Source organism: Trichocoleus sp. Lan (assembly GCF_039961855.1).
Classification (GTDB): domain Bacteria; phylum Cyanobacteriota; class Cyanobacteriia; order Cyanobacteriales; family FACHB-T130; genus FACHB-T130.
Map to the genome: position 1 here is coordinate 1 of NZ_JAMPKA010000033.1, position 24124 is coordinate 24124.

A 24124-nucleotide genomic window follows, 5' to 3' on the forward strand; every position below is an offset into this window, starting at 1 on the left:
ATCATTTGGTGTCGTTAAGTTCCTATTTGAATTAGTAACTCACCGTCAAACCTTTGACTTTCCAAAGCTTTTTTCCTATGGCGGTTTCTCACAACTCATTTAGGACTGCTATAGCAATCCTAAATAAGTTGTAAACTCTCTCTTTCTATCTTTTCTTCGCGCTCTATAGCGCTAACGCGCATGGCTCCGCTAGGGCGTCTTTGCGGTTCGTTTAAAAAAATATGTTCGCAAATCAAATAGGATTGGTATAGTAGAAACGCGATTAATCGCGTCTCTACTAGAGGTTATCAATGCAATTATGCCCCTCGATTCTGATTCTTAACAGCTTCAGCCAGAACCTCTACAGCTTTCGCTTTTTGAGGGTCTTTTCCTTGAGCATATTCTAACTGAAACGGCACTTCAATATCGGGTTTCACTCCCTTACCTTCTAAGCGTTCTCCATTCACGTAGATATCAACAACCGCAAGATAAAGAAGGTTTCCATCTTTGAGCAAGAAAGGACGAGCCGCAACAACTGCGCCTGCTGTTTGACTCCCAACGACTTTTCCAATTCCATACTGCTCAAAACCGTAAGCTAAAATTTCCTTTCCGCTTCTGGTTCCCTTATTCACCAGCATCACAACGGGTTTTCTCCATTGATAATCCAAGGTAGTTTTTATTCCATCTCTAGGAATTTGGGTTAATACTGGAACTTTTTCGGAAAAAATACTTAGATAATTCGGAGTAGCTCCACCCCAGCCATCTCTTAAGTCTAAAATCAACCCATCCGCGTCTTTAAGCCGTCCATAAGCAATTTCTTCTTCCAGTAATTCCTGATATTGATCGCCAGCATACGACCAAATATGTACATAGCCTAGTTTTCTACCATTGCTTTCGATTATTTCAATACTCGACCGCATCGCGTCCAAGAAAACTGTATTAGGTTTTATTATTTTTGGAACTACAGTTACATTCTTCTTGCTGCTTGAATCGGGAGTTCGTTGAATCGATATACTAACTTGTTTCCCTGCTTTGTTAACAAAAGATTCGATTGGCTGATACTGACTGCCATCAACTGCTAATATTTGGTCGCCTACTTTGAGTCCCGCTTGAGCAGCAGAACTGTTATCAAGAATACCAGTGATAAAGGTCTTCCCATCGATCTCTTTAGTGAAAGCTCCAATTCCGGTGTACTCTAAGCCTTTGGGAAATAACTTTTGTATTTTTTCTAAGAAATGACCTTGATTAAATATACCCAAAAGTTGGTAGTAAGCGGGTTGTGACTTCGGATAAAAGCCTATATGAGAAGTACGCAACTCAGCTAGCATTTGATTGATGACAACGGATGCTTCATCAATAGATTTTGCCTGTTTGACTGAAGGTTTATACTTCTCTCGCATGGCTTTCCAGTCAACCCCATTAAACTTTGGGTCAAAAAAGTTGTCATTGACTGTTTGCCAAACTTCTTCAAATACAGCTAATGTCGGTGATTCTTGAAGTTTTGAACTAACTGGCAAAAGAAAAAAAGTTAAACCAAGAATAACTAAAACGCTAAGGCTTAAATTAGCCAAAAAGCGGTTGACTTTTTTAATTTTTATCATTATTTTATTATTTAAATCTAACCTCAGTCAGTATAGCTCATCATTTAGTTAAATTTGGGTACAAATCTTCCCATTTTTACAAAAATATGCTGGCGGTTAGAAACCGCGCCTACACAGACAAAACCCGCGTAGGCGGGTTTCAAACTCATCACTAGATGTTCTAGAGTAGGCGCTGCTAATCAATAGTTTTACAGATAGGTTTGTTTAGGTACAGTTACCTAAAATACGGGATGCGAATGAAGCGATCGCTTATCATACATCCCCATACCAAACTCTATTATAATTGCGCGATACTAATGTGCCGAGGCTGAGCTTTAACTCGTTCCAGCCAAGCTTGGATTGCTGGAAATCTTGTTAAATCAAATCCACCTTCATCCGCTACATGGGTGTAAGCAAACAACCCAATGTCAGCAATCGTATAGCGTTCTCCCACAAAAAAATTACAATTTGTTAAATATTTTTCCATAACCGTTAGCGCTGCATAACCGGGTTCGCGCTTTTGATTCAGTGCCTCCTTATATTCCTCCGCCTTGCCAAGGATAGAAATCCAAAAGCGGGAAGTAGCAATATAAGGCTCATGGCTATACTGTTCAAAGAATAACCATTGCAATACTTTTGCGCGTTCAAAACGGTCGTTTGGCAAAAAATCAGTTCCTTCGCTCAGATAAAAAAGAATTGCGTTGGATTCCGCCAGGAATTGACCTGATTCTGTTTCTAATACTGGAATTCGCCCGTTGGGATTCTTGCTTAAAAATTCAGGAGTCCGAGTTTCACCTTTGAGAATATTCAGTTCTATGCTCTCAAAGGGAATTTGCAGTTGTGTCAGTAAAAGACGAATTTTGTAACAATTACCAGAAGAGAAAAATTGATACAATTTGAGCATATTTATACCTAAACTACTTCAATAGTAGATTTCAGGACGCGATCGCAAGTGCGCGAGCGTTAGCAATAAGTATTGTCACAGGCGAAGCTTGCCCGAAGCATAAGCTAGCACATATCGCTTTTATCAGTAAAACCGAGAGCCAGCCCTCCACACCCAGCAAATAAATCGATAACTAAGGGTTCAGTTGCTGACTGTTGAGGGAGTCGAAGCTCTTTTTCGATAAAATCAAGGCAAGAAAGACGGTTGCTGAAGATTTTCGTCTTCATCAAATCAAGATTAAGGTGAGGAAACACTTAGGGAATAAATCGGGTACGCGGAGATGCGTCTAGGCGCAGGGCGGCGATCGCACCCTTCACATCAAAAGCGATCGCACTCTTTATTACCAAGTGCGATCGCAAACTCTCTTCCTAACACCTATCGGGTGAGATTTTTCCTCGCCCGTTCAGAACGTGACTCAGCTGATTCCATTACCTCAGCCATATTTTCCAGCACTTCTCCTGGATGATTTTCTAAAACTCTGGTAGACAAAGAAACCCGACCTTTACCTTCATCGATATCAACAATCAGCGCTTTGATTACTTGACCCACCTGAAACAATGATGCTAGAGATTCGATGTAGGTTTGGCTGACTTGTTTAATATGCAGTAAACCAGTGATACCGTCCAAATCAACAAACACACCGAAGGGCTTCACGCCAGTAATTTTCCCCTCGACTAACTGCCCGACTTCTAGCTGAGTGATGGCAACAGAACGAGTCGCTTGCCGTTGAGAAAGCACTAGTTTGTTAGTGTCAGCAGAAACTTCCAAAAAGCTAGCAGTTAGCTTCTCACCAACCAGTGATTCCAGGTTATCGCGTTCCACCAAGTGCGATCGCGGAATAAACCCCCGCAACCCTTGCACTTCTACCGTAACGCCCCCCTTATTGATACCAGTAACACGGGCTTGTACCGTTTGATTTGCTTCCTGCATATCAGCCAGGTTATCCCACGCCTGCTTGATCTCCATCTGCCGCACTGAAAGCGTCACCTGACCATCTGCATCTTGCTCTCGGATAATCAGGAAATCCCGTTCTTCCTGCAACGGCAGCACAATGGATAAATCTGTTACCCGTCTCAACGACGCCTCATCGACAGGTAAAAAAGCCAAAGACTTGCCGCCAATGTCTACATAGGCACCATCACTTTCGTGGGTTTCCACTTTACCGCGCACGACTTGCCCCTTGTGAAATTGGTAGTCGTGTTGTTCGAGAGCTTTGGCAAAATCGTCCATAGAAAATGACGATTTTGCATCTTGAGAAGAGGTCGATTTGGAATTCATGACAACTTAGTTGATTGAAAAAAAGTAATTCCCAACTCGCTGATTGCTAGTGTGGGAAAAAATTATGCCGCTTGAAGTTCTTGTTCAAACAGCTGTTTTACCTGCTTCCAGGCATCGGCGGCTGTGGTGTCATTGTAACTGGCGCGATGGTCACAGAAAAACCCGTGGTCAGCTCCATCGTAGCGGAAGACACGATGGGGAATGTGGTGTTTCTCTAGCTCCGCTTCAATTTGATCTACCTGTTCGGCGGGTATACTGGCGTCCTCCATGCCGAAAAAGGCGTAAAGCGTGCCTTTGATGTCTTTTGTGCGTGCGATCGTTGGTTCGCCGCCGCCAGGAGTGTTAGTAGCAACGCCAGCACCGTAGAATGACGCTGTGGCTTTAATATCGGGTAAAGTCGCGGCGAGGTAAGCAACGTGACCTCCAAAGCAGAAGCCGATGCAGCCAAAGACAGGTTTGACTTCGGGCAGGGTTTTGAGGTAATTAATTGCCGCCTGGATATCGCCCAGTAATTCTGAGGCTTGAGTTTGATCCTTATACTGTCTGCCAATTTGAATGTCTTCCGGAGTGTAGCCGGTTTCAAAACCCGGTGCTTGGCGTTGAAAGATTGCAGGCGCGATCGCTACATAGCCTTCTTTGGCAATTCGTTCTGTTACCTCCCGGATGTGAGCATTCACTCCAAAAATTTCCTGCAACACCACAATGCCTGGAAAAGGCCCCTCCCCTTCCGGCATTGCCAGGTAAGCCGCAATTTCTAGATCGCCATTGGCAATTTTGAGGTGTTTTGTCCGAATCTTGCTCTCTGTCATGATAATTCTTCTGTGTCCTCTGCCGTTTTTTTAGCAGATAGTGCTACTATTTTGTCTACTAGCAAATTACCCTATTTTTTACAGGAATAAAGTATTTAAAATTTCATGACAGTGCTGCACAAATTATCGCATTTTTTTATAAAGAAAATTTATATAAATCAAACCATAACTTTTTTGTTTAAAATATTCCAATTTTTAAATAATTTGTAATGCTGGCTAGTTTTATTGTGTAGTTTTGTGCGGTTATTGAAGAGTTGCTGACTGTCGAGAAAAGGGATTTTTGGTTAAATGAGTCAAGAACGATAGCTGTTTTTTGTAATCATTAAGAACTCAAAAATTATCAAGGACTAAGGGAAGGAGTTCGACCTTGGCAGACTGGAGAGAAAAAGAAAAACCGACCGGATTATTCACTCGGCAACTTACCTTCATCGCTATCGTTACCTTAACGGCGCTCATCGTCAATAAAATCATCGAACCGTCACCTCAAACTTCCCCTCAGCATCAGTTTGCGATAGAGGTTCGTCAGGACAAGCCGGAAGCTCAACAACTCCCCAGTGTCAGACCCAAAAATTCGCCACCGAGGGAAATAATACCGCCAGCGAGTAGCGCGATCGCTGACACGGCAGAGGCTTCTCCATCGCCAAGTGTATGGGCGATCGCACCATCAAACCCAGTTCATCAGCAACTCCCCATTGTCACACCCGAAAATTCGCCCAGTGAAACAACGCCTTGGGCGATCGCTCTCTCACCCGCAGCCGAAAAAACCTTCCCAGTGCCTACCGAGTATCGGGGAAAAACCATTTATCAGGTAAAGCCGAAGAATCAGAAAAAAGTCATCGCCCTCACCTTTGATGATGGCCCTTGGGGGGAAACGACATTGCAAGTGCTGGACATCCTCAAGAAAAACGGCATCAAAGCCACATTTTTTTGGGTAGGAGAGCAACTGCAAAGTTATCCAGCCGTAGCGCGACGAGTGGTTGCTGAAGGTCACGCCATTGGCAACCATACCTGGCATCACTCCTATCGTCAGATGGACGAGGCTACGGCGGCAAAGGAAATAGATGATACAGCCGCACTCATCTACAAGACAACCGGAGTCACAACCGCTTACTTCCGCCCTCCCGGCGGCAACTTGCAAAATGGGTTAGCGGCTTACGCCCAAAAGAACAACTACGCCGTGATGATGTGGTCGATTAACTCAGCGGACAGTCGCCGCCACCGCCTCACCGCGCCCAAATTGGTCAAAAACATTCTCAAGAGTGCCTTCCCCGGTTCTATTGTGCTGATGCATGATGGTGGCGGCAACCATTCGACAACGGTTCAAGCTTTACCCCAGATCGTTGAAAAACTCAAAAAGCAGGGATATCAGTTTGTCACCTTGCCGGAACTACTAAAGAGGCAAGAGACAACAGACGCTACTGATTCCGTCTCTAGCGGGGAAGCAGAAACACAGATTCCCCTTGGATTGCAGGAAATTCCGCATTCACCCGGAGAACAACCCGAAAATTATTTCCCTGGCTGAGAGTGTTTTAGACTTTTTTTGGAGTTTAGATGCTGGCTTGTAGAAGACTTGCAGCAAGTAGTGCTAAGAGCGTATGTGCTGATGCGATCGCGTCTCTACTAGATAGATCAAGTGAGAAGGAGGCAGAATCTTGAAAAACCAGGGCGATAACTCAGCTTCTGTAGCGCATTATGCTATTAAAGAATTGCCCTTCTCACGGCTTCATGAGAATCAGAGTCCTTGGAGGCTCGTAAATGGTTCAGTTTCATATTCAACCAGACAGTGAAATTCCAGCGTCAAAACAGCTATTTGACCAAATGCAGTTTGCGATCGCCTCGCGACAGTTTCCCCCAGGTCATCGATTGCCCAGCACTCGGCAGCTAGCAATGCAGACAGGTCTGCACCGGAATACCATTAGCAAGGTGTACCGGCAGCTAGAAGACACTGGATTAGTAGAATCCCAAGCCGGATCGGGAATTTATGTCAAAGCCCAAGGAAACGAGGGCGGCACTGGACATAGCGGCCCCATACACGAACAATATCCCCATGCCTACAAGCTGGTGCAGCACAGCCTGGATGAACTGCTCAACCAAGGTTGCACCCTCAACCAAGCCAGAGAACTATTTCTAGCAGAAGTTGACTGGCGCTTACGCTGTAGTGCGCGAGTGCTGGTCACGGTTCCGTCACGAGACATCGGTGCTGGGGAATTGATGGTTCAGGAACTGGAAAAATCTTTAGGGATACCCGTACAGTTGGTGCCGATGGAGGAACTCAGTAAAATACTCGATCAAACCCACTCCGGCACCGTGGTGACTAGCCGCTATTTTATTGGGGATGCGGAAGCGATCGCTGCCCCACGAGCGGTGCGCGTCATCCCCGTCGATATTTACGACTACGCTCAAGAACTCCAGCTGGTTCAACGCCTGCCTAAAGACAGCTGTATGGGTCTGGTGAGTCTCAGCTCAGGCATTCTCGGAGTTGCAGAAATTCTTATCCACAGCCTGCGCGGGGATGATTTGCTGGTGATGACAGCCCAGGTAAAAGACACCTACAAACTCAACGCGATCGTTCGCAGTGCCCAAACGATTGTTAGCGATCGCGCCAGTTTTGCCACCGTCAAAGCCGCAGTCGCCGCCGCCCGTGAAGACATTATTCGTCCTCCGGAGCTATTATGTAGCGAAAACTATATTGGCACCAAGTCAATTAACTTGCTCAAGCGCGAACTCGGTTTAGGTTAACAATTTTGGATCTTAGATTTCAACGATCGGATTTCGACGCTCAGACAGTCTAGCTCATCCCATTTGGCAGCCTAAAGTGCCGATTCAGGTGGGATTACCCACCTGCACCCTTCGGTTCAGGCTGAACTTTTGGACGATCCAGATGCTCTAGGGTCTTCATCAGAGATTCAAGTTTTTCACTCAGAAACCCCTTCTAAAATTGGCAATTCCTTGTTGAAACATCGGCAAGAAGCAATCGGAGCAAAGATGACGATTTAGATGAAACCTTCGATGGGTTTAAAAGATGCCATTGAGAAACACCGTGCTGCTAAAGCTTTCCAACCCGATCCCATTCCAGACTTTCGTTTGGAAGAAATCTTTACTTTAGGGATACACGCGCCATCCGGTTAAAATTTACAGTCTTGGCTTGTAAAATCACTCCACACGTATATGTTTGCTGTCTGCTACTCTTAGGCGATGCCGCCGATGAACCAATCAAACATAATAAGGGGCGCTTTGGTATAGATCGGGTTTACTATAGCGACAGTTATGGTGATTTCCGTCTATAGACTTATGCAGAAGTTTTCAAAAAGCCCCTCCGGGTGATTGGCATAACCTGCAATTAAGGGTATATTTACACCTCAAGAACAGCCGGCTCCTTTTGCTTAGCGATCGCGTCCGGACCGCTAGCTGCAACTGGCAACTGTTGCGATAGTAATCGGGAACAATTTTGCTCTAACGCCTTCTTAATTTTTTTTAAATCAAAGGCGTTTTCCCCAAACCGTTGCCAAAACTGGCAATTCTTAAGCCAGAATCTGTAAAGATATCCTGACAGCTAAAACAAACTTTTGTGCGGAACTCTAACTCCTGATGCTATGACTGCTGTGCCCCTTCCTCGCCAGCCATCTCCCTTACCTGACGGCGGTACCACCGCCGAAACGACGCCTGTTTTCGCGCTCAAAGAACTGGTGGCGCGTTTGCATCGAGAACAGCGCAAGATTCAAGACTTGCTCTCGTCGTTAGGGTTTGCCCTGCGTAGCTTCAATAACTTGAATCAGTTTTTGGAGTTGATTCCGTTGATGGCAACGCGGGTCACAGATGCCGATGGCGGCATTCTCATCCGGTTTTTGCCGAATGGTCAGGTGCGGCTAGAACGCCTGCACTGTCAGGAAGGTCAATCTTGTCAGGATATTCGCAAGGCGCTTAACGCCGCAACCCGTCAGGCGAGTAATCCCTCGACAACAGCAGAGGGGGTCGCCACACCGCCATCATTGGATTCTCAACTGAGCCGGTTTTTGGGGCCAGACATTCAGGTATTTGGCACTCCGATTCTGGTGAAAAATACAGAGCGGGGACGTCTTTATGTGTTCAGCCGCGATCCCAAATATATTTGGACAGACACCCGGCAGAAGTTGGTGCGCTTAGTTGCCGATCAAACAGCAGTTGCGATCGCGAACGATGAACTCACCGTCGAACTACGCCAAAAAGAACGCCTAGATAAAGAATTAGAAATTGGTGCCGATATCCAGCTGCGCCTACTACCGCGACAATGTCCGAATATTTATGGAGTCGAACTAGCGGCAAAGTGCCAAACGGCTAGTCGCGTCGGCGGAGATTACTATGATTTTATTCCCGCCAATTATGACCAGCTGCGCCCCCAAACAGACAGTGATTCGGAAGTGGAAACTGCCCGAAGAGGATCGGTTCCGTGGAGCCTGGTAATCGGGGATGTCATGGGCAAAGGCGTCCCCGCCGGTCTAATCATGACGATGACGCGCGGGATGCTGCGAGCCGAAGTGCTAAACAGGCACTCACCGGCGAAGATCCTGCAACATTTAAACCGGGTAATGTATGCCGATTTGGAAAACTCCCATCGGTTTGTCACCCTGTTTTATTCCGAATACGATCCGCAAACCCGGATTCTGTCTTACAGTAATGCCGCCCACCATCCTCCCTTGTTATGGCAGGCATCAACCCGTTCCATCAAGCGCTTGGATACCTGGGGAATGCTGATTGGTCTGGATGCCGATTCCCAGTATGAAGATGCCCAAGTCCAGCTGTATCCTGGGGACACGATTATTTATTACACCGATGGTTTTACCGATGCGGCAAATCAAAATGGCGATCGCTTTGACGAAGAAAAGCTGAGCCGCACCTTCCAGTGGGCTTGCCAGCATTGCAACAGCACCCAAGCGATTTTAGATTACCTATTTGAGCAAGTACAGCAGTTTATCGGTCCATCCAGCCGGAACGGAGATGATATGACGCTAGTGGTGATGCAGGTCAAAAGTTAATCGGTAATGAGTCATTGGTCATTTCCTATACCCATGACTCATTACCCATCACTGACTCCCCCACTAGCAAAGACATCAGCTTTGTGTTAATACAATCTGAACGGATGCGCGAGCAACCTTTGCCAACATCTCTCTTTGTTGTGAGGAAATCAGAGTCATGGTGCTTAATGAAATGCACGAAATAATCGGTTGGTTGCCCAACTTGACCCACGGTTACGATACGGTATCGCTTTGGTTTTCGCACTCGCCGGTCAATTGGCCCGTCTTGGCGCAAGAAATCAGAGACCCAAAAGTGTTAGACCAGATGCAGAATGCCTTTAACTACTTCATTAAATCAGGGCAAGTCTGGGCGCTGTTAATCGGGCTGTTTTTTGGCTACCTGATTCGAGGGATTACGGCTTAGTGGATAGCGTTTGAAGGTTTAATAAAGTTAAAGGTTGAAGGTTGAAAGTTGAATGTTTGGATACAGCTTGCTCGTCCTGAAATTTGCTAAAGAGTAAGATGCTTGCCTTTGCAAGCTACAACCTTCTCGACGAGCCAACTTTCAACCTGCTCGCCTTTCAAGCTGCTCGCCTTTGAATCTGTTAATCCAACGTTACCAAGAAGCTCGTGACTCAACAAAAAACTTGGAGCCAACGGTTTGAATCGGCGTTGCATCCTGCGATCGCTCGCTTCAACGCTAGTATCGGCTTCGACATCGAACTCATCGAATACGACCTCACCGGCTCGATTGCCCATGCCAAAATGCTCGCTCACACCGGCATTATTTCAGAGTCGGAGGCACAACAGCTAGTCGCAGGCTTAGAACAAATCCGCCAAGAATACCGAGAAGGAAACTTCAATCCAGGGATAGATGCAGAAGACGTTCATTTTGCGGTGGAGCGTAGGCTGACAGAAATTACCGGAGATGTCGGCAAAAAACTGCACACGGCGCGATCTCGCAACGATCAAGTAGGCACTGACACCCGCCTCTACTTGCGAGATCAAATTTCCCAAATTCGCAGCCAGTTGCGCGAATTTCAGGGAGTTCTCCTCGACCTTGCCCAAAATTACGTCGAAACCCTAATTCCCGGCTATACGCACCTACAACGCGCCCAACCAGTCTCTTTAGCTCACCACCTCCTCGCCTACTTTCAAATGCTAGAACGGGACTGGGAGCGGCTAGGAGAAGTCTATGGGCGCGTCAATATCTCGCCTTTGGGGAGTGGCGCACTTGCCGGAACCACTTTCCCCATCGATCGACACTACACCGCCAAACTGCTCAACTTTGATGGGGTCTATGCCAACAGTATGGATGGCGTGAGCGATCGCGATTTTGCGATTGAATTTCTCTCTAGCGCCAGCCTGATCATGGTTCACCTCAGCCGTTTATCGGAGGAAGTCATCCTTTGGTCATCTCACGAATTCGGCTTTGTCACCCTCAAAGATAGCTGCGCCACCGGCTCCAGCATCATGCCCCAAAAGAAAAACCCCGACGTGCCTGAACTCGTGCGGGGTAAAACAGGTCGTGTTTTTGGGCATCTGCAAGGAATGCTAGTGCTGATGAAAGGGCTACCTTTGGCTTACAACAAAGACTTACAAGACGACAAAGAAAGCCTATTTGACAGTGTAAAGACCGTTAAAGGCTGCCTAGAAGCAATGACCATTTTGTTTCGCGAGGGGCTAGAATTTCGTACCGCTCGCCTTGCAGAAGCCGTCGCGGAAGATTTCTCCAACGCGACCGATGTTGCTGATTACCTAGCAGCGCGGGGTGTCCCCTTCCGGGAAGCTTACAATCTCGTGGGCAAGGTTGTAAAAACTTCCCTCGCTGCCGGTAAACTTCTCAAGGATTTGAGCTTGGAAGAATGGAAGGAATTGCACCCAGCTTTTGAGCCAGACATCTATGAAGCCATCTCTCCAAGACAAGTAGTTGCCGCTCGTAACAGCTACGGCGGTACCGGATTTGAGCAAGTGAGACAAGCGATTCAAGCTGCCCAGTCTCGGCTGAGTAGTTAGGACTAAGTAATCAGGACTGAGGACTGAGTAATTAGGACTGAGTAATCAAGACTGAGGGCTGAATAGGGGATTTCTCAATTTCGCAAAAGAGTTAGTAGCTGAGGAAAAATATTTTTCTTCCTCAGCCCTCAATCCTCAGTCCTCAGTCCTCAACCCTCAATCCTCAGAACCGAGCAATGGCTAACCCATCGCGCCGCCCATTGCTCCCATTCCTCCTCCCATCTTGTCTTCATCCTCCTCATTGGTTCTCTCTCCGGGCGATCTTTGACGCCGGAATTTAGAGAACCGACCCGTAGTTTGACGTTTACGAAACTTGCGGGCGTATGCTTGATTACGCTGCGCCTTTTCTTTCTTAGGGTTACGGCGCTTCGCCATGTTCACCTCTTTGATATACGACTAAAAAATGGTGCCTTTGGGTTTTCCCCCGCACCTGATGCTTGTTGGTGTTGCCAGTCACGCCCAAGGCTTGGAAAAGCAGGTGCTAGAATCTGCCAATCTGGCAGTCTACCGCGATCGCCCTCTTTTCGAGGGTTCTCCTTCGGTCTGGCTTGGTTGATCTGCATCTGACGCCCCATCCATTTTGCACCATCCAGCACCGAAATAGCTGTCTTTTTTTGCGGAGCTTCCACCCTCTCTACGAAAGCAAAGCCCCGCACTTTGCCTGTCTTCCGGTCGCTTGGTATCGCCACACTTTTGGCTGAACCAGATGCAGAGACTTGTTTAAGGTCTTCTGGAGTAACCTGCGAAGACAGACTTTCGATGTAAATAGTCATCCAACAATATCCATCCGAACAGTTGATTCAGATGAAAGCCGAGAGAGAGAAGAGCGACCTAGAAGCGCAAAATTAAAGCGTCTCTAGCAACTTCTCAGAACCTACTCTTGTCCAAGTGAATCTAGACAGAGAGTGTGTTGCTCTCCCAGAGCATTTTTTTGGCTCTGGAAGCCTCTGCCTTCAAACCTGTGGAAGAAACATCGAAACAGGCTAGCCTAAAAACGGCGGGTCGCAGACTGACGTGACCGAACTTGCATCTGTAACGTATATCATAACAGCCTGTCAGCAGCCTACTAAAAAGCGCTGACTTGCTGCGGTTGAAAACATCCCCATGTCCCTAAAACTCAGCGATACTGCTTCTTGGCTGGGTAAAATTGTCAGCCGTAACCGCAGCAAAAAGCTAAAAAATTCCGCACCAAGCAGTTGATACGCTTTCAGCGCTGCACATGAATGCGATCGGCTCGGATGGTAACATTGAGAAGATTTATCTTCAGGTGACTGAATCTCAAAAAGCGGAAATTCTCGCTGATTTAAAATTTTAATTTGTAGAGGTGGATGAATAAGCAATTCTGGCATCCCCAGAACTATGCGGATTCAGCCCTTGGGGAAACCCTCCTTTTGCAAAGTTTTAAATTTTATCTGGAATCGGAGAACTTCCTGCTCATAAATTGACTCTAAAAGTAAAAGTTCCTTTCTGCGTTGAAGTAAAGCTTCTTTTGCCTATGCGTCGGTCATGGCGATTTATACAAACAGTGCTAGGGATTATTTTCCGCCATCCCATTATCGGCACAACTATCATCCCGATTTTGCCAGATGGTCGAATTGTGTTCATTCGACGCGGAGACACAGGTGAATGGGGTTTTCCTGGCGGTATTGTTGATTGGGGTGAGGACATTCCGACATCAGCGCGGCGGGAGTTGGCGGAAGAAACTGGACTGGAGTTAGTAAAAATTCGCCGGTTAGTGGGAGTTTATTCTTCGCCAGACCGCGATCCCAGAATTCATTCGATTTGTGTAGCGCTAGAAGCAGAAGTGCAGGGAGAAATGCAGGTTCGGGATACGCTGGAAATTATGGAAGTCAAAGCTTTCTCTGTGACATCCTTGCCTCAAGGGAAACTCTGCCATGACCACGACCAGCAGTTGCAGGACTACTTGAACGGCTTGACAACCCTCGCATAAGCAGGATTTTCGATTTTGGATGAGTCAATCCATCGTCAATCTAGAATCTAAAATCTAAAATCTAAAATCTAGGATGACTCTACCGCTACGCAATTCTCGAATAAAGCTGTCCCAAGGACAAATCTTCTGGCGCGAAGTCGGTCAAGGGCCAGTTTTGGTTTTTTTACACGGATCGGCTCACGATAGTAGTCAATGGCTACCTGTCATCGATTGTTTGAGTCGAGATTACCACTGCTTTGCCCCAGATTTACTCGGCTTTGGTGACTCTGAACGCCCGAATGTTCACTACTCGATTGAGTTAGAGATGGAATGTCTCGCTGAGTTGTTGGAAGCATTAAACCAGCGGGAAGTTTATTTAATTGGTCACTCGCTGGGAGGGTGGATTGGGGCAAGCTTTGCGCTGAAATATTTGGAACAGGTGCGCGGATTAGTGCTGATAGCTCCAATTGGGGTGGAAGCGGAGGGATTAAGAACAGAGCGATCGCGCCCCTCTCTATTTACATCTCTATTTAAGCGGCTGTCTAAGGTGGTATCCTCCGGGTGGCAATCGCTCATAGATGCGATCGCTCGTGTCTCCAACAATCGCCTGTTTCCCCGCAAGCAGACTGGGCAAAAGAAGCGGCGACAAGAACAGCCGGTGCAGTTTCCCATTACCGACAAGCTATTATTTCAACGCCGCCGCGCCGAAATTCAAGCAGAATTATTGAAAGAAAGACTGGAGTGGCTGAAAGTCCCCGTTTTGATTTTGCAAGGCGATCGCGACAGTCGTTCTAGAATTGCCGAAAGTCAAGCCTACGCGGACTTAACTCCATCAGCTCAGTTGGAAATTATTAGCTTTGCGGGAAACGATCTACCCGAAGCGTTGCCAGATGTCGTGGCTCAGTATATTCGAGATTTCGTTAGTAAGCATTAGGGGCGCATAGGCTGTGCGCTTGTAGTGGAGTTAATAAAAGAACCTCACCCCCAACCCCTCTCCGCTTGCGGAGAGGAGCCGGAGCCGCAGGTGGAGGCGGGGTAAGGTTTTTCTCAATTGTGGAGAATCAAGCGGATTTGATGTGAATCGCTTTATTAAGGACTAAGAACTAAGGACGACTGACCGCATTCCCATAAATATCAGATTCGGGTCGCTAATTATCTGACTGGCTATTTCAGGAAACTGGATTTGGAGATAAGCAAATAAAGTAGCGCGATCGCCTCCCGTCAAAATCACCCGACTACCTGGAAATTTCTGCCACCAAGCCTGGATAAAGTCTTTGATTCCAGCCAAGACAGTGTAGATAACGCCACTCTGAATCGCCTCCGGTGTGTTTACAGCAAAACGCGGCGGCATTTCCTGGGGCAATTCTATCGGTGGTAACGCAGCAGTTCTTTGGGTTAGAGACTGTAGCTGTAACCTTAACCCAGGCAAAATCGCCCCACCCACTAGCCGATGGTTGACATCTGCACTCGTAAATGTCAAAGCAGTTCCAGCGTCAATCACTAAAGAAGGCAAGCCCCAAACTTCGCCAGCACCCAACACCGCTAAAGCCCGGTCAATACCAAGAGTGGGATAAAGTCCTTCAAGGGGCAATTGGTCTAAAGTCATGACACGGATATCTGGGTAACTTTGCCAAAGTGCTGTTTGCTCTGGAACCACCGAAGCCAGATAAATCGGCAACTTTGATTGCTGATTGTGGATTTTGGATAATGAATTGGTCGGACTGGGTGGCAAAATTTCCAGTGGAAATTTACCCGCTGCTAAGCGCTGCGCCAGACGATTCACAGTTGCCGCTGGCAGATAGTTGCTATCCCAGGCATCCTGAAGAATTTCTCCCACAAAGTACGCCCAGTGCAGCCGCGAATTCCCAATCGTTAAAGCTAGCCAATTCATCGTTCTCTGAGCCTGGAGCCGTTCGGCACTTTTAAAACTCTTAACTCACTCATAGGTTTTTTAATAAATCTTTACAAGAGACTCGTGGCAGAATGAAAGAAGAAAAAATACCTAATGGGTTGCAACAGAAGGAGACCAGAGATGGTAGCGCTCACCGACCGAACCCAAAAACGCCTCACCATGCAGACCGGCGAAATCGCCCCTGACACGACAACGATTCGCTCGCTTGACTGGGATCGCGATCGCTTCGACATTGAATTTGGACTGCAAAACGGCACCACCTATAATTCCTTCATCATTCGGGGTGAGCAGACGGCTTTAGTGGATACCTCCCACGAAAAGTTTCGCCAGCTATATCTGGATGCATTACATGGACTGATTGACCCCAAAGAAATTGATTACCTGATTATCAGCCACACCGAGCCAGACCACAGCGGATTAGTCAAAGACATCTTGAAACTGGCTCCCCAGGTAACGGTGGTTGGGTCAAAAGTCGCAATTCAGTTTATCGAAGATTTTGTGCATCAGCCGTTTGAGCGGCGAATCGTCAAAAATGGCGACAAGTTGGATTTAGGCAACGGACACGAATTGGAATTCGTGATTGCCCCCAACTTGCACTGGCCCGATACGATTTTCACATTCGACCACAAAACCCAAATCCTGTATACCTGCGACGCTTTTGGCTTGCACTATTGCTCGGATAGCACCTTTGACGAAGATTTAGCCGCCATCGAAGCCGATTATCGGTTTTACTACGAATGCCTGATGGCTCCGAATGCCCGTTCCGTGCTATCTGCACTAAAACGGATGGGAGAACTGCCAGAAGTCAGCACCATCGCTACCGGACACGGTCCTCTGCTGCGCCACCATGTAGTTGAACTGACGGGACGTTATCGTCAGTGGAGCCAAGCTCAAACCAAGGGAGAGACGACCGTAGCGGTCTTTTATGTCTCCGATTACGGATATAGCGATCGCCTTTCTCAATCTCTTGCCAAAGGGATTACCAAAACTGGCGTCGCCGTCGAGACACTCGACCTAAAATCCGCCGATCCTCAGGAAGTGCAAGAACTCGTGGGGCGTTCATCTGGGTTAGTCATTGCCACACCCCCAGCCGCCTCTGCTACCGCCCAAGCGGCGATTGGCACCGTTTTAGCTGCTGCCAAGGAAAAACAAGTGGTCGGGATTCTGGAGTCCTATGGAGGAGATGATGAACCCGTCGATCCGCTGGTGAGTAAATTTAGAGAGTTAGGGCTGACAGTCGCATTTCCAGCAATTCGGATTAAAGACACACCCGGAGAAGCCACCTATCAGCTGTGTGAAGAAGCGGGAACTGACTTGGGACAATTGCTTACCCGCGATCGCAACATCAAACAGATTAAATCTCTTGATGCCGAATTAGAAAAAGCCCTGGGACGCATCAGCGGTGGATTGTACATCATCACTGCCAAAAAAGGCGAAGTCAAAGGTGCCATGTTAGCTTCCTGGGTGGCACAAGCCAGCTTCCAACCCCTAGGATTCACAATCGCTGTCGCAAAAGACCGGGCTATTGAGTCGATGATGCAAGTAGGCGATCGCTTTGTCCTCAACGTCTTAGAAGAAGGAAATTATCAAAATTTGATGCGGCACTTTTTAAAACGATTCCCCCCTGGCGCGGATCGATTTGCCGGGATCAAATCTCAGCCTGCGGAGAATGGTTCCCCGATTCTGACGGAAGCCCTCGCATACATGGAGTGTGAAGTCTCTAGCCGCATGGAATGCAGCGATCATTGGATAGTTTACAGCACCGTTCAATCCGGTCGCGTCTCCAAACCCGACGCCCTCACAGCGGTTCACCATCGCAAGATCGGAAATTATTATTAACGCTCTTGATGCGCCAAGGTTAGCGCTCTCGGTACGCAAAGAAGCAGCTTTAACTTTGCGCTACGAGAGTGTACCTTTGCGTTTAAAAAAATTACCGTTTTAACTTATGATGACAGCCACAAAACCCCGCGATGTTCAGGTTCTCCCGATTGGTGCAGATACAACTGTGTTGCGATCGCGCACTTGGGACAGACTTAAGTTTGAAATCGAATATGCTCTACAACGGGGCACAACGGCGAATTCTTATGTGATTCAAGCGGATAAAACAGCGCTCATCGATCCGCCGGGAGAATCATTTACAGGCATTTTTCTGTCCGCTTTACAGCAGCGGTTTGACTTAAAAAAGCTGGATTACGTGATTTTAGGACACGTCAACCCCAACCGAGTTTTTACGCTGAATGCTTTACTAAAACTGGCCCCTCAAATTACTTTTGTTTGCTCAAATCCAGGGTCAATTCTGCTGCGAAATCTTTTTGAAAACACTTTTCCGGAAACTTTACAAGAACACAATCTACAAATTGCCATAATGCGGGGGGAAGAAACCCTCGATTTAGGCAAAGGTCATCACTTACAATTTATCCCCACGCCCAGTCCCCGTTGGCCTGACGCCCTTTGCACCCACGACTCCCTAACCGAAATTTTGTATACGGATAAGCTTTTCGGGGCGCACGTTTGCGGCGATCAGGTGTTTGATGAAGGATGGACGGTGTTTAGCGAAGATCGGCGCTACTATTACGATTGTCTGATGGCTCCCCACGCTCGGCAAGTCGAAACAGCGCTAGACAAACTGACACAGGATTTGCCAGCCAGACTCTATGGGACGGGTCATGGCCCCTTGGTGCGCTACAGTCTGATCCCGCTGACGCAAGCTTACCGTCAATGGAACCAGCAGCAAAGGGCAACTGAAACGAGCGTGGCGCTGCTCTATGCTTCAGCTTATGGAAATACGGCAACCTTGGCGCAAGCGATCGCTAGTGGTATTACCAAAGCAGGCGTTGCTGTCGAATCAATTAACTGCGAATTTGCCGAACCCTCGGAAATTCAAGAAGCTGTAGAAAAATCAGATGGGTTTATCATGGGTTCTCCTACCCTCGGCGGTCATGCTCCCACGCCGATTCAAACTGCCTTGGGCATTGTCCTATCCAACGCGAGCAAAGGCAAGCTGGCGGGTGTTTTTGGTTCTTATGGCTGGAGTGGGGAAGCGATCGATCTACTAGAAGGCAAGTTAAAAGATGCTGGATATCGCTTTGGCTTCGATCCGATTCGAGTCAAATTTAAACCCACCGAGGTGACGCTGAAATATTGCGAAGAAGCCGGGACAGACTTCGCCCAAGCGTTGAAAAAAGCTAAAAAAGCCAAAATGGCTCGACAACAGTTAAGCGTGCAACCGATTTCACCTTCGCAATCTGCCAGGATCGAACAAGCGGTGGGGCATCTGGTTGGCTCTCTTTCCGTTGTAACAACGAAACAAGGCGAACTCAGCGGGGCGATGTTGGCTTCTTGGGTGTCTCAGGCAACTTTTAATCCCCCCGGTTTAACCATTGCTGTCGCCAAGGATCGAGCGATTGAATCGCTGATGCATTCTGGCGGAAAATTTGTTTTAAATATTTTGGGAGAAGGCAAGCACATTGGCTTGATGAAGCATTTTCTCAAACCTTTTGGCCCTGCTGAAGACCGATTTGCGGGTGTCGCGACACAAGACGCCCAAAATGGTTGTCCGATTCTTTCCGACGCCCTTGCTTATCTCGAATGCACTGCCCGCACCCGGATGGAATGTGGCGATCACTGGTTGGTCTACGCTGTGGTGGAAAATGGCAAGGTGTTACAGCAAGAAGGCGTCACCGCTGTTCATCATCGAAAATCGGGTAGCCATTATTAGAGAGGGAAGTAGGTGAAAAGGGGATTCGTCTTTTCGCAATCCCCCGTAACTAATAACTAATTGAAGATGCTCCATTTCTATATAAGTTGTTAGCTTGGAAAGTAGGCGATCGCTCTGTTTGGATCTGCTAACTCAGTATTTTTTCAAGGAGACATCATCGCTGGTGTTGACAACTTGCATCCTAGCGATCGCTAAAGCTTACTGCTAGAGCCGAAAGGCTCGAAGGGTTGAAATGGCGCTATTTGAGACTGCCCAAACCAACTTTCGCCGCAGGCTAACTCGTGCGATCGCGTTGCCGTTGATTTTGATGCTGGCGCTCTCCGGCATCTTATTTTTGCAGCTCAACCGCTTACTTTCGGTGACGCGGTGGGTTGACCACACCGACCAAGTCATTGCCCAAGCGAACTATACTCAGAGACTGCTGTTAGATATGGAAAGCGGGATTCGCGGGTATCTTATCACCGGCAATCCGGCTTTTTTAGCGCCTTACCGACAGTCAAGTTTGTTAATCAATCCGGCTTTTAATGACTTGCGTTCTTTAATTTCGGACAACCCGCGACAAACTCAGCGTCTCAAAGAGTTGCGAGCAATTTATGAGCAGTGGAATCGATATGCCCCCTCCCAGATCGCTCGCAAGCAGCGCAACGGCGATTATGAATTCTCTGTGCTTAACACTCGTAAACAACTGATGGACGCAATGCGGCTTCAGCTTGCCTCGTTCATCGAAACCGAGGAGGTGCTGCGGGACGTTCGCACTGACACCGCTCAAAAAACAACCTATCTGACGATTGGCAGTACTCTCGGCTTAACGGTTGGGTTGGGAAGCCTGCTGGCATTGTTCACCAGCCGTCAGTTGATGGCAGTAGCAAAAACCTACAAACACGCCCTGGCGATCGCCCAAGAGCAAACAAACGCGCTGCGTCGAGCTGCCCAGCGATTGGAAGCTTTGCATCAGATCGACCGGGCGATTCTGGAAGCCCATTCATCGGCAGAACTTGTCCGCGCCGCATTGTCGCGGATGCAGCTTTTGGTGCCTTGCCAGCAGGCTTTTGTGGTGTTGTTTAACTTTGAAACTGGCGTTGCCCAAGTGATAGCCGGAAGTGTCAACGCAGATTTGCCGTTCCGAGAAGGCGCTACGCTCCAAATTGACGAGTTTCTGCCTGAATTTGTCTTAGGGCAACAGAGACCCCCTTCTCTAGAGAACGCGGCACTCAATCGTTGTCCGCCTGCCATGAAGCGAATAGGGGAAGGGCAAAGTATCTGCATTACTTTACCCCTGCGGGTCGAAGAAAATCTGATCGGCGAACTGATTCTAAGTGCCACGGAACCAGCAACGTTTAATCCGGAACACCAAGAGATTGCCAGCGAGGTTGCCAACCAACTTGCGATCGCGATGCAGCAAGCTGAGTTACGAGAACAACTCGAACAGTACAATGCACAACTGGAGCAGCGCGTCAGCGATCGCACTGTCCAATTGCAGGAAGCCAATGCTGAATTGGAGGCGTTTGCCTATTCCGTTTCTCACGACCTCCGTGCGCCATTGCGTGCCATGCAGGGTTTCAGTCACGCTTTATTAGAGGATTATGGCGACTCCTTAGATCCCATCGGGCAAGATTATGCCCAGCGCATCATTACGGCTTCCCAGCGCATGGATACCTTAATCCAGGATCTGCTCGACTATAGTCGCCTCAGCCGCACGGAGATTCGTCTCCAGCCGATTCACCTAGAAGCGGTTGTGGTGGAGGTACTGTCTCAACTAGAGCCAGAACTGCGGCAAAAACAAGTCCAGGTGACAGTAGAACCACCGCTGCCTCAAGTCGTCGGGCATCGCACCACCTTGTTTCAAGTATTGACAAATTTGCTAAATAATGCCATAAAATTTGTTGCTCCTGGAGTCCAACCGCAGGTGCGAGTGTGGGCAGAAGTTAGGGAGAGAGGGGAAGCTGAGGAACAGGGTATTGTAGAGACAAGAGCGATCGCATCTAGAGCCGAAGAGCCAGAGAGTAATCAACCTTCAGCAAGTTCCCAATTTTGGGTACGCTTGTGGATAGAAGACAACGGCATCGGCATTGCTCCAGAACATCAACAACGCATTTTTCGCGTCTTCGAGCGCCTACACGGAATTGAAAGTTACCCCGGCACTGGCATTGGGTTGGCAATTGTGCGGAAAGGGTTAGAACGCATGGGAGGTCATGCCGGAGTCGAGTCGCAAGCTGGTGAGGGAAGCAGATTTTGGATAGACCTGCCCAAGGCTAGAGACGAATGTTGAACGCGTCTAACTATACTATTTTGCTGGTGGAAGACGACTCCAATGACATTTTCCTGATCCAGCGAGCTTTTCGGAAAGCTAACCTGCTTAACCCATTGCAAGTGGTGGAAAATGGGGAGGCAGCCGTGTTTTACCTTGCGGGCGAACCGCCTTACACCGATCGCGATCGCTACCCCCTACCCGTTTTGATCCTGCTAGACCTGAAACTCCCTCGCAAGTCGGGTCTTGAGGTGCTGGAATGGTTACGGCAGCAGCCAGACCTGAAGCGCCTGCCGGTTGTTGTTCTAACTTCCTCCGAGGAAAATCGTGACATCAACCAAGCCTATGACCTGGGAGCCAACTCTTACTTGGTTAAACCAGTTGCTTTTGAAGCGTTGCTGGATATGGTGAAAACACTGAATTCATATTGGCTCATTTTCAACCAGAAGCCAAAATTAGAGGAGAGTTGAAAGTTGGAAAGACTTTGAAAGCTGAAAGCTTAAATCTTCAACCCTTTCAACCTTCCAACTAAATAGCGGATATGAGCCAGACCTTACGTATTTTACTGATCGATGACAACCCTGATGATCGCCTCCTAGCAGCTCGTCAGCTCAGCCGAGCCTTTTCCGATCTCCAAATTCAGGAGATTGCAGAAATCAATGCCTTGAACCAGGCACTTGCGGCAGATGGCTTCGATGCCGTTGTCACTGACTATCAACTGCGCTGGAGTGATGGTCTGACGGTTCTGCGTGCCGTTAAAGATCGGTATCCCGACTGCCCCGTGGTGATGTTTACTAATACAGGCAGCGAAGAGATTGCTGTAGAAGCGATGAAGGCGGGGCTGTCCGACTACGTTCTGAAGTTGCCCAAATATTACAACCGTCTGCCGGCTGCGGTGCAGTTAGCCCTAGAACGAGCCGAAACTCAGCGAAGAGCCGCTCGTCTGGAAGCGCATCGGCAAGCTTTGAGTGAGGTATCGCGAGCTTTTGCTGAGAAAATTCCGGAATTTCAAGCAGTTCTAGAACTGGTCAGTCAGCAAATAGCGCAGCGACTGGGAAATCTGTGCGTAGTTCGCATCCTATCAGATGATGGAAAGTACCTCAACCCGGTAGCAATTTATCATCCAAACCCAGAAGCCCTCGCCTGCTTGCAAGAAACCCTCGCCACCGAGGCACACCGCGTTGATGAGGGTTTGACGGGTCGGGTCTTTAAAACGGGCGAGACGCTACTGATTCCAGTCGTGTCGCCAGAGGAGATACAACCTTTGAGCGAGTCCAAGTATTTGCCCTACTTGCAGCGCTTTGGGATATACAGCATTTTGATCGCACCCTTAGAGGTACGAGGTCGGCGGATTGGGACTTTATTCGTTTCGCGCGATCGCCCCGGATATTCCTATACTCGTGATGACCAATTCTTTCTGCAAGACCTCGCGGATCGGGCTGCTTTGGCAATTGACAATGCCCGACTCTACCGGGAAGCTCAGGAAGCCAACCACCTCAAGGACGAGTTCCTGGCAACCCTGTCTCACGAACTCCGCACCCCCCTGAACTCTATCCTCGGATGGGCAACGCTACTCCGCAATCAGAAGCTAACTCCCACTGTTATCAGTCGTGCCCTTGAGAGTATTGAGCGCAACGCCAAGGCGCAGGTAAAACTCACCGATGAAATTCTAGATGTCTCGCGGATTATTCGGGGCAAGCTACACCTGAATATTCGCTCGATCGAGCTGAGACCTATCATTGATGAAGCGATTAATATCTTGCGTCCGGCAGCGGATGCCAAGGGGATTCGAGTCAAGGCGGTACTAGACCGCTCAGTTGGCTTGGTCGCTGCCGATCCAGATCGCTTGCAGCAAGTCGTTTGGAATCTACTCTCCAACGCCATCAAGTTCACATCAGAAGGCGGGCAAATTGAGGTGCGGCTGGAGAGGGTTGAAGGAAAACTTGAAGAAAAAGTTGAAGTGCAACCCACGAACTCTCCACCTAATAACCCGCAACCTTCAACTTTCTTTGCCCAAATCCAAATTAGCGACACAGGCATGGGCATTAGCCCCGACTTTCTGCCCTATGCGTTTGACCGCTTTCGTCAAGCTGACGCGAGTACCACGCGATCGCATGGAGGATTAGGACTCGGATTAGCGATTGTGCGTCACTTGGTGGAATTGCACGGTGGCACCGTTCGTGCTGCCAGTCTCGGAATCGGGCAGGGAGCAACGTTTACAGTGCTTCTACCACTTTTTGATAAAAGTCGAGAAACCGAGGGGCAGGAGCGCCAGGGGGCAGAGGAGCCGGGGAGCGGGGAAGCTAAGGAGAAGGTAGCACAAGCACCTCAACTCCTGAGCGGATTGCAGGTTCTAGTTGTGGATGATGATACGGATACACGCGAATTGATCGCCCTCGTGCTTGAAGAGTCTGGGGCGAAAGTGAAAGCGATCGCATCCGTAGCCGAGGCGTTAGAAGTCCTTCGTAGCTGGCAGCCCGATTTGCTGGTGAGTGATATTGGAATGCCAGAGGAAGATGGCTACGCCCTCGTCGGCAAGGTGAGAACTCTGGAAGAAAAAACCGGAAAACAAATTCCAGCCCTAGCGCTGACCGCATACGCTAGGGAGGAAGACAAAAACCGCGCCCTGAAGGCAGGTTTTCAAATGTACCAGTCTAAGCCCGTCGAGCCTGATGATTTAGTGGCGGCGGTGGCACTTCTGGCTGGGTGTGCAGGCTAAG

At 48.3% G+C, this 24124-nt stretch carries 21 protein-coding genes; 13 read left to right on the forward strand and 8 right to left on the reverse strand.

Translation table 11 applies throughout. From position 1 onward, the window contains the following. Positions 1–296: 296 nt before the first annotated feature. The 4 genes from NDA03_RS23250 to NDA03_RS23265 all read right to left on the reverse strand — a co-directional run bounded on the left by NDA03_RS23250 (position 297) and on the right by NDA03_RS23265 (position 4589). Complete coding sequence (locus NDA03_RS23250) at positions 297–1580, reverse strand: S41 family peptidase (RefSeq protein ID WP_348239282.1); 1284 nt, start codon at positions 1578–1580, stop codon at positions 297–299. Between the two features lie 277 nt (positions 1581–1857). Continuing rightward, positions 1858–2463, reverse strand: coding sequence for a glutathione S-transferase family protein (locus NDA03_RS23255; RefSeq protein WP_348239284.1), 606 nt, complete (start codon positions 2461–2463; stop codon positions 1858–1860). Positions 2464–2877: 414 nt separating this feature from the next. Further along, positions 2878–3780: a S1 RNA-binding domain-containing protein gene (locus NDA03_RS23260; RefSeq protein ID WP_348239285.1), complete on the reverse strand. Its 903-nt coding sequence runs from the start codon at positions 3778–3780 to the stop codon at positions 2878–2880. Positions 3781–3842: 62 nt separating this feature from the next. After that, positions 3843–4589, reverse strand: a complete 747-nt coding sequence (locus tag NDA03_RS23265; RefSeq protein WP_190683345.1) for a dienelactone hydrolase family protein — start codon at positions 4587–4589, stop codon at positions 3843–3845. Between the two features lie 586 nt (positions 4590–5175). Between NDA03_RS23265 and NDA03_RS23270 the strand changes: the two genes are divergently transcribed. The 6 genes from NDA03_RS23270 to argH all read left to right on the forward strand — a co-directional run bounded on the left by NDA03_RS23270 (position 5176) and on the right by argH (position 11596). Beyond that, on the forward strand, positions 5176–6111 hold the full coding sequence (locus NDA03_RS23270; protein WP_348239301.1) for a polysaccharide deacetylase family protein: 936 nt from the start codon (positions 5176–5178) through the stop codon (positions 6109–6111). Between the two features lie 233 nt (positions 6112–6344). Further along, positions 6345–7328, forward strand: a complete 984-nt coding sequence (locus NDA03_RS23275) for a GntR family transcriptional regulator (protein WP_190414628.1) — start codon at positions 6345–6347, stop codon at positions 7326–7328. Positions 7329–7586: 258 nt separating this feature from the next. Further along, positions 7587–7718, forward strand: a complete 132-nt coding sequence (locus NDA03_RS23280) for a hypothetical protein (RefSeq protein WP_277877644.1) — start codon at positions 7587–7589, stop codon at positions 7716–7718. 464 nt (positions 7719–8182) lie between these two features. Next, positions 8183–9601, forward strand: a complete 1419-nt coding sequence (locus NDA03_RS23285) for a PP2C family protein-serine/threonine phosphatase (protein WP_190414629.1) — start codon at positions 8183–8185, stop codon at positions 9599–9601. A 172-nt stretch (positions 9602–9773) separates the two neighbouring features. Beyond that, on the forward strand, positions 9774–10004 hold the full coding sequence (locus NDA03_RS23290; protein ID WP_347276913.1) for a hypothetical protein: 231 nt from the start codon (positions 9774–9776) through the stop codon (positions 10002–10004). A gap of 206 nt (positions 10005–10210) precedes the next feature. After that, positions 10211–11596 carry an argininosuccinate lyase gene (gene argH / locus NDA03_RS23295; RefSeq protein WP_190676925.1) on the forward strand — a complete coding sequence of 462 codons (1386 nt, stop codon included), beginning with the start codon at positions 10211–10213 and terminating at the stop codon, positions 11594–11596. Between the two features lie 180 nt (positions 11597–11776). Here argH and NDA03_RS23300 read toward each other — a convergent pair whose 3' ends face one another. The 3 genes from NDA03_RS23300 to NDA03_RS23310 all read right to left on the reverse strand — a co-directional run bounded on the left by NDA03_RS23300 (position 11777) and on the right by NDA03_RS23310 (position 12945). After that, positions 11777–11971 carry a hypothetical protein gene (locus tag NDA03_RS23300; protein ID WP_190414631.1) on the reverse strand — a complete coding sequence of 65 codons (195 nt, stop codon included), beginning with the start codon at positions 11969–11971 and terminating at the stop codon, positions 11777–11779. A gap of 2 nt (positions 11972–11973) precedes the next feature. After that, entirely contained in the window at positions 11974–12369 is a 396-nt protein-coding gene (locus NDA03_RS23305; protein ID WP_348239286.1) for a hypothetical protein, read from the reverse strand. 282 nt (positions 12370–12651) lie between these two features. Continuing rightward, the gene (locus tag NDA03_RS23310; protein ID WP_190414633.1) at positions 12652–12945 is read right to left on the reverse strand and encodes a hypothetical protein; all 294 of its coding nucleotides are present in this window, start codon (positions 12943–12945) and stop codon (positions 12652–12654) included. A gap of 146 nt (positions 12946–13091) precedes the next feature. Between NDA03_RS23310 and NDA03_RS23315 the strand changes: the two genes are divergently transcribed. Further along, entirely contained in the window at positions 13092–13547 is a 456-nt protein-coding gene (locus tag NDA03_RS23315) for an NUDIX hydrolase (RefSeq protein WP_190426228.1), read from the forward strand. 73 nt (positions 13548–13620) lie between these two features. Further along, a complete protein-coding gene (locus NDA03_RS23320; RefSeq protein WP_348239287.1) occupies positions 13621–14460 on the forward strand; it encodes an alpha/beta hydrolase in 840 nt (279 codons plus the stop codon). Positions 14461–14622: 162 nt separating this feature from the next. On the opposite strand, the gene NDA03_RS23325 is transcribed toward NDA03_RS23320, so the two are convergent. Next, a complete protein-coding gene (locus NDA03_RS23325; protein WP_348239288.1) occupies positions 14623–15417 on the reverse strand; it encodes a pantothenate kinase in 795 nt (264 codons plus the stop codon). Positions 15418–15558: 141 nt separating this feature from the next. On the opposite strand from NDA03_RS23325, the gene NDA03_RS23330 reads away from it, so the two are divergent. The 5 genes from NDA03_RS23330 (at position 15559) to NDA03_RS23350 (ending at position 24123) form a co-directional block, all read left to right on the forward strand. Continuing rightward, positions 15559–17277: a diflavin flavoprotein gene (locus NDA03_RS23330; RefSeq protein WP_348239289.1), complete on the forward strand. Its 1719-nt coding sequence runs from the start codon at positions 15559–15561 to the stop codon at positions 17275–17277. Positions 17278–17386: 109 nt separating this feature from the next. Then, positions 17387–19156: a diflavin flavoprotein gene (locus NDA03_RS23335; protein ID WP_348239302.1), complete on the forward strand. Its 1770-nt coding sequence runs from the start codon at positions 17387–17389 to the stop codon at positions 19154–19156. A gap of 232 nt (positions 19157–19388) precedes the next feature. Continuing rightward, positions 19389–21425: a CHASE3 domain-containing protein gene (locus NDA03_RS23340; protein ID WP_348239290.1), complete on the forward strand. Its 2037-nt coding sequence runs from the start codon at positions 19389–19391 to the stop codon at positions 21423–21425. Next, positions 21419–21874, forward strand: a complete 456-nt coding sequence (locus tag NDA03_RS23345; protein ID WP_190414639.1) for a response regulator — start codon at positions 21419–21421, stop codon at positions 21872–21874. Before NDA03_RS23340 ends, NDA03_RS23345 begins: the two co-directional genes overlap by 7 nt. Before the next feature lie 71 nt (positions 21875–21945). Then, entirely contained in the window at positions 21946–24123 is a 2178-nt protein-coding gene (locus NDA03_RS23350) for a response regulator (protein WP_348239291.1), read from the forward strand. Position 24124: the final 1 nt, after the last annotated feature.

Excerpts from the sequence above, each read along its gene's own strand:
- NDA03_RS23250 (WP_348239282.1), bottom strand. The coding sequence starts at position 1,580 with ATGATAAAAATTAAAAAAGTCAACCGCTTTTTGGCTAATTTAAGCCTT.
- NDA03_RS23255 (WP_348239284.1), bottom strand. The coding sequence starts at position 2,463 with ATGCTCAAATTGTATCAATTTTTCTCTTCTGGTAATTGTTACAAAATT.
- NDA03_RS23260 (WP_348239285.1), bottom strand. The coding sequence starts at position 3,780 with ATGAATTCCAAATCGACCTCTTCTCAAGATGCAAAATCGTCATTTTCT.
- NDA03_RS23265 (WP_190683345.1), bottom strand. The coding sequence starts at position 4,589 with ATGACAGAGAGCAAGATTCGGACAAAACACCTCAAAATTGCCAATGGC.
- NDA03_RS23275 (WP_190414628.1), top strand. The coding sequence starts at position 6,345 with ATGGTTCAGTTTCATATTCAACCAGACAGTGAAATTCCAGCGTCAAAA.
- NDA03_RS23280 (WP_277877644.1), top strand. The coding sequence starts at position 7,587 with ATGAAACCTTCGATGGGTTTAAAAGATGCCATTGAGAAACACCGTGCT.
- NDA03_RS23285 (WP_190414629.1), top strand. The coding sequence starts at position 8,183 with ATGACTGCTGTGCCCCTTCCTCGCCAGCCATCTCCCTTACCTGACGGC.
- NDA03_RS23290 (WP_347276913.1), top strand. The coding sequence starts at position 9,774 with ATGCACGAAATAATCGGTTGGTTGCCCAACTTGACCCACGGTTACGAT.
- NDA03_RS23300 (WP_190414631.1), bottom strand. The coding sequence starts at position 11,971 with ATGGCGAAGCGCCGTAACCCTAAGAAAGAAAAGGCGCAGCGTAATCAA.
- NDA03_RS23305 (WP_348239286.1), bottom strand. The coding sequence starts at position 12,369 with ATGACTATTTACATCGAAAGTCTGTCTTCGCAGGTTACTCCAGAAGAC.
- NDA03_RS23310 (WP_190414633.1), bottom strand. The coding sequence starts at position 12,945 with ATGCCAGAATTGCTTATTCATCCACCTCTACAAATTAAAATTTTAAAT.
- NDA03_RS23315 (WP_190426228.1), top strand. The coding sequence starts at position 13,092 with ATGCGTCGGTCATGGCGATTTATACAAACAGTGCTAGGGATTATTTTC.
- NDA03_RS23320 (WP_348239287.1), top strand. The coding sequence starts at position 13,621 with ATGACTCTACCGCTACGCAATTCTCGAATAAAGCTGTCCCAAGGACAA.
- NDA03_RS23325 (WP_348239288.1), bottom strand. The coding sequence starts at position 15,417 with ATGAATTGGCTAGCTTTAACGATTGGGAATTCGCGGCTGCACTGGGCG.
- NDA03_RS23330 (WP_348239289.1), top strand. The coding sequence starts at position 15,559 with ATGGTAGCGCTCACCGACCGAACCCAAAAACGCCTCACCATGCAGACC.
- NDA03_RS23335 (WP_348239302.1), top strand. The coding sequence starts at position 17,387 with ATGACAGCCACAAAACCCCGCGATGTTCAGGTTCTCCCGATTGGTGCA.
- NDA03_RS23340 (WP_348239290.1), top strand. The coding sequence starts at position 19,389 with ATGGCGCTATTTGAGACTGCCCAAACCAACTTTCGCCGCAGGCTAACT.
- NDA03_RS23345 (WP_190414639.1), top strand. The coding sequence starts at position 21,419 with ATGTTGAACGCGTCTAACTATACTATTTTGCTGGTGGAAGACGACTCC.
- NDA03_RS23350 (WP_348239291.1), top strand. The coding sequence starts at position 21,946 with ATGAGCCAGACCTTACGTATTTTACTGATCGATGACAACCCTGATGAT.